This is a genomic window from Collinsella aerofaciens, from assembly GCF_015556945.1.
Taxonomy (GTDB): Bacteria; Actinomycetota; Coriobacteriia; order Coriobacteriales; family Coriobacteriaceae; genus Collinsella; species Collinsella aerofaciens_AO.
On record NZ_JADNNH010000047.1, the window covers coordinates 1 to 5,507 of the forward strand.

The 5,507-nt window shown below is 62.9% G+C and carries 2 protein-coding genes; both read right to left on the reverse strand.

The window, feature by feature from the left end; translation table 11 throughout:
• Nucleotides 1-287: 287 nt before the first annotated feature.
• Nucleotides 288-3,602, reverse strand: a complete 3,315-nt coding sequence (gene carB, locus I2F59_RS09610) for a carbamoyl-phosphate synthase large subunit (protein WP_195503988.1) — start codon at nt 3,600-3,602, stop codon at nt 288-290.
• Between the two features lie 98 nt (nt 3,603-3,700).
• Complete coding sequence (gene carA / locus I2F59_RS09615) at nt 3,701-5,206, reverse strand: glutamine-hydrolyzing carbamoyl-phosphate synthase small subunit (RefSeq protein ID WP_229065437.1); 1,506 nt, start codon at nt 5,204-5,206, stop codon at nt 3,701-3,703.
• Nucleotides 5,207-5,507 lie beyond the last annotated feature (301 nt).

Here is a 5,507-nt window from a genome sequence, read left to right on the forward strand (position 1 = left end):
AAAGCCTGTCCCGCCCGCAAAGCACCCCTCGACCTACCGGGGATTGCTATGACGTACGTTGGCTGAAATAAAAGTGTGGGCTCTGTCGTTCATTCGAACGACAGAGCCCACACTCATTTTCTATTCAGCCCTAGTCATCGCGCAAAGCCCCTTCGGCAGCACACGGTGCAACCGAGTCACCGCAGACCGGGGCGGGAGGGGCCGAGTTTCCTCCTGAGCGACTCTGCTTGCAGCCGGAGCGAAAGGGGGAAATCTCGGCCCCTCCCGCCCCGGCCGGACAGGTCACACTACACCGTGTACTGCGGCAGGTCCTGCAGGGCGATGACGTCCATGCCCATGTCGTTAGCGCTGCCGTGACCCTGCTGGTCCTCGCGCACGGCCTCGATGGCACTCACGTAGGTGTTGGCGGCAGACATCGCGGTCACGCAGGTCACGCCGCGGCGCACGGCCTCGGTACGCAACAGATAGCCGTCGCCACGCGAACCCGGACCGTACGGCGTGTTGATGATTACCGCGATCTTGCCGTCGGCGATCAGGTCACCGATGTTGGAACGCTCGCCGTCGTGCGGGCCGCCGATCTTCTCCACGACCTCGCAGGTCACGTTGCCGCCGCGCAGCACGCGCGCCGTGCCCTCGGTGGAGCAGATGTCAAAGCCCAGGTAGCGCAGGATACGGGCGACCGAAAGGATGTGACGTTTGTCGCGGTCGCACACGCTGATGAACACCTTGCCGGTGCTCGGGTCGGGCAGCTTGTAGTCGATCGCCATCTGCGTCTTGGCGTATGCCTCGGGATAGCTCTTGGCGATACCCATGACCTCGCCCGTCGACTTCATCTCGGGTCCCAGGATAACGTCGGCACCGGGGAAACGACCCCAGGGCATAACTGCTTCCTTCATGCAGAACCAGTCCAGCTGACGCTCATCGCTCGGCAGGCCCAGGCTGGCGATGGAATCGCCTGCCATGATACGCGCCGCGCACTTGGCCAGCGGCACGCCGGTGGCCTTGGAGATAAACGGCACGGTGCGGCTGGCACGCGGGTTGGCCTCGATCACGTAGACGGTCTCGCCCTTAATGGCGTACTGCACGTTGACCAGGCCGCGTACGCCCAGCGCCATCGCGATGCGGCGCGTGGTCTCGCGAAGCTTTGCCTGCAGGCTCTCGCTAAAGCTGAACGGCGGGATGCAGGTCGCAGAGTCGCCGGAGTGAATACCGGCCTCCTCGATATGCTCCAGAATGCCGCCGATGTAGACCTCTTCGCCATCGCACAGGGCGTCGACATCGGACTCGATCGCACCCTCCAAGAAGCGGTCCAGGTACACCGGGTAGTCGGGGCTAATGCGCGCGGCCTCGGCCATGTAATCGCGCAGATGCTCGGCATCGTAGGCGATCATCATGCCGCGGCCGCCCAGCACGTAGCTCGGACGCACCAGCAGCGGGTAGCCGATGTGCGCGGCCACGGCCTCGGCCTCCTCAAACGAGGTGGCCTGGCCCGCCGGCGGGTACATGATGCCCAACTTGTCGAGCAGAGCGGCAAAGCGCTCGCGGTCCTCGGCAAAGTCGATGGCATCGGGCTTGGTGCCCATGATGTTGACGCCACTCTCCTCGAGCATGCGCGCCAGCTTAAGCGGGGTCTGGCCGCCGAGCGTCACCACGACGCCGTCGGGTCGCTCAACGTCGATGACATCCATGACGTCCTCGTAGGTGAGCGGCTCAAAGTAAAGGCGGTCGGACGTGTCGTAGTCGGTCGAAACGGTCTCGGGATTGCAGTTGACCATGATGGTCTCAAAGCCGCGGGCCGCCAGCGCGTAGCTCGCGTGCACGCAGCAGTAATCGAACTCGATACCCTGGCCAATGCGGTTGGGGCCGGCGCCCAGGATCATCGCCTTGGGCTTGTCCGCCGGCGTGGTCTCGTCGGGAGCCACGCACTTCTTGGCATCCGGGCTCGTGCGGTAGATGTTCTCGTACGTCTTGTAGTGGTACTCCGTGGCGCTCGAGAACTCCGCAGCGCAAGTATCGACCGTCTTCATGCTGGGAACCACGCCCAGACCCTTGCGATAGGCGCGCACAAAGCGCTCGTCCGAGCCGGTCAGCGCGGCGATCTCGGCGTCGCTCGTACCGTACTGCTTGAGCAGGCGCATCGCGTCGGCGTCGATATCCTCCACACGCAGGCCGCGGATGCTCTCCTGGACCTGCACTATATCGTTGATACGGTTGAGGTACCACGGATCGATACCGCAGATGGCATGGATGCGGGCGATGTCCCAACCACGGCGCAGGGCCTCGACCACAAAGAAGATGCGGTGCTCGGTCGGGGTTGCCACGGCCTGAGCAAGCTCATCGTCGCTCAGCTTATCGGCACCCTCTTTGCCACCGGCGCAAATGCCCTGGTGGCCATCCTCCAGCGAACGCATGGCCTTGCCAAAGGCCTCCTCAAAGGTGCGGCCGATCGCCATGATCTCGCCCACGGCCTTCATGCGCGTGGTGAGCGTAGGATCAGTGCCCTTGAACTTCTCGAAGGCAAAGCGCGGCACCTTGACCACACAGTAGTCGATCGTGGGCTCAAAGCAGGCGGGCGTTGCCTTGGTGATGTCGTTGACGATCTCGTCGAGCGTGTAGCCCACAGCCAGGCGCGCGGCGGCCTTGGCAATGGGGAAACCCGTGGCCTTGGAGGCCAGCGCGGACGAACGGCTCACGCGCGGGTTCATCTCGATGACGATCAGGCGGCCGGTCTGGGGGTTCACGGCAAACTGCACGTTGGAGCCGCCGGTCTCGACGCCGATCTTCTCCAGAATGGCGAGCGAGGCCACGCGCATGCGCTGATACTCAAGGTCGGAGAGGGTCTGCGCCGGCGCCACGGTGATGGAGTCGCCGGTATGCACGCCCATGGGGTCGAGATTCTCGATGGAGCACACGATGATGCCGTTGCCGGCGTGATCACGCATGACCTCCATCTCATACTCTTTCCAGCCCTCGATGGACTCCTCGACCAGCACCTCGTGGGCAGGCGAGAGCTCCAGGCCCTGGCTCACGATGGAGACGAGCTCCTCGTGGGTGTGAGCGATGCCGCCGCCGGCGCCGCCGAGGGTAAAGCTCGGGCGCAGTACGCAGGGATAGCCCACGCGCTCGGCGATAGCCTCGGCGTCGGCCACGCTGTAGGCATAGCCCGAGCGCGCGACCTCCAGGCCGATCTCGGCCATGGCCTCGTTAAAGAGCTTGCGGTCCTCGCCGCGCTCGATGGCGGCCAGGTCGCAGCCGATCATCTCGACGCCGTACTTGTCGAGCGTACCGTCCTTTGCCAGCTCGACGGCGGCGTTCAGACCGGTCTGGCCGCCCAGCGTGGGCAGCAGCGCGTCCGGGCGTTCTTTCTTGATTACACGCTCGATAAACTCGGCGGTGATAGGCTCAACATAGGTGCGGTCGGCCAAGCCCGGGTCGGTCATGATGGTCGCCGGGTTGGAGTTGACCAGGATGACCTCAAAGCCATCCTCCTTGAGCACCTTGCAGGCCTGGGCGCCGGAGTAGTCGAACTCGCAGGCCTGGCCAATGACGATGGGGCCCGAACCAATAACGAGGATGCGCTTGATGTCAGTACGTTTCGGCATGTTTAAAACCTCCTAGAGAGGCTGACTCAATGTTTTGGAAAAGTCAGCGAGGGTGCAGCTGGTGCATCAGGTTGCCGTGATGCGAGGGCGCGCTGGGCTTATGCCCGCGCGTCCGAAGCAGAGCGGCAAGATGATGTGCCAGATGCAGCCGCAGCGTCGACCGGTCCGCCGTTCGGTAGAACGGCGGAACCATCGTCGGCAAAATTCCAGCCGGCAAGGCGGTCCTTCGCGGTGTCGATGTCCAGGTAGTTCTCCTCGCCGTCCATGAGTCGCGTAAAGGCGGTAAAGAGATAGTGGGCATCGGTGGGGCCAGGCGAGGCCTCGGGGTGGTACTGGACCGAGAAGCACGGGGCGTCGAGCAGCTGGATACCCTCGGCGGTGCCGTCGTTGAGGTTCACATGTGTTAGGCGAATGCGGCCAAAGCGCTCGTTCATCACGACCGGCGCGATTCCGCGGCGCACCCAGACGCGCAGATCTCCATCGGCCGCATGCTCGGTCTCGCCGCCGGAAAGCTCGGGGACAAGCTTGCCCAGGCTGGGGAACAGCAGGCCAAAGCCATGGTTTTGCGCGGTAATCTCCACGCGACGGCTTACCAGGTTCATGACCGGCTGGTTGCCACCGCGGTGACCGAATTTAAGCTTTTCCATCTGGGCGCCGCAGGCCAGGCTGATCATCTGATGGCCCAGGCAAATGCCAAAGACCGGCACCTTGCCGATCAGCTGCTGCACCTGCTCGTAGGTCTCCACCACGGCGTCGGGGTCGCCGGGGCCATTGGACAAAAAGACGCCGTCGGGATTCATGTCGAGCACCTCACTCGCGGGCGTGTCCCACGGCACGACGGTAAGGTCGCAGCCGGCGCGGACCAGCCCCTCCAGAATGCCGCGCTTCACACCGCAGTCGTAGGCGACCACTTTGTGACGGGCAGGAGCGGCAGTCGAAAGCGCAAAGTCATGCATGGCAGGCAGGTCGACGGCGGCAAACTCGTGAGGCGCGGGGCAACTTACGGTCTTGACCAGGTTCTCGCCTACCAGCGCGGGCGCTGCGGCCAGACGCTCGGCAAGCTCGTCGACATCGAAGATCTCGGTCGAGATAATGCCCATCTTGGAGCCGTTGTCGCGCAGGTGGCGCACCAGGGCGCGGGTGTCGACGCCATCGATAGCGACGATGCCGTGTGCACGCAGGTACTCCGGCACGCTGACGGCCGAGCGCCAGTTAGAAGGCGTGGCGCACATGTCGCGAACGATCATGCCGCGCATAGCCGGAGCGCTCGCAGGGCGCACGGCGTCGCCGGGGAAGGCCGACTGGACGTCGGTCTCGTCGATACCGTAGTTGCCGATCTGCGGATAGGTCATGGTTACGATTTGGCCGGCATAACTCGGGTCGGTCATGACCTCAAAGTAGCCCTCGAGCGAGGTGTTGAAGCAGACTTCGCCGGTCGCGGTGCCCTCGGCGCCGCATGCACGTCCATAAAAAATGGTCCCATCCTCAAGATACAGGATGCAGGGACCGCAGGTGCCCTTGCTGGTTTTGGCCAGCATGCGCTGGCAAAGCTCGCTGGGCGCGAAGGTGCGGGCGGCAGCGCCCGCGGTATGGTTGTTCGCCATAATTCTCCTTCCCGGTCTCACAGGACCGGCTTAAAGGTGTGTAGTTAGGCCTTGCGGTATTGTAACCGCAAGCATGCCTCATGGCGTTAATTTCATCGAAATGTTTACGAAATGATAATTATGACTTTCTATGCATAATGATTTTTCTGGGACGGGGATTAAAAAATCATTCTGAGAGCAGAGCTTTGTCGCCAACTGCATACATGACAGAATGATTTTTTAATCCCCATTACAGTTTGAGTTGTCCGAAAGGGCGGCTCTTTTCCGTTGCACGGCTATACGATTGAGCCGTACCGGTGGT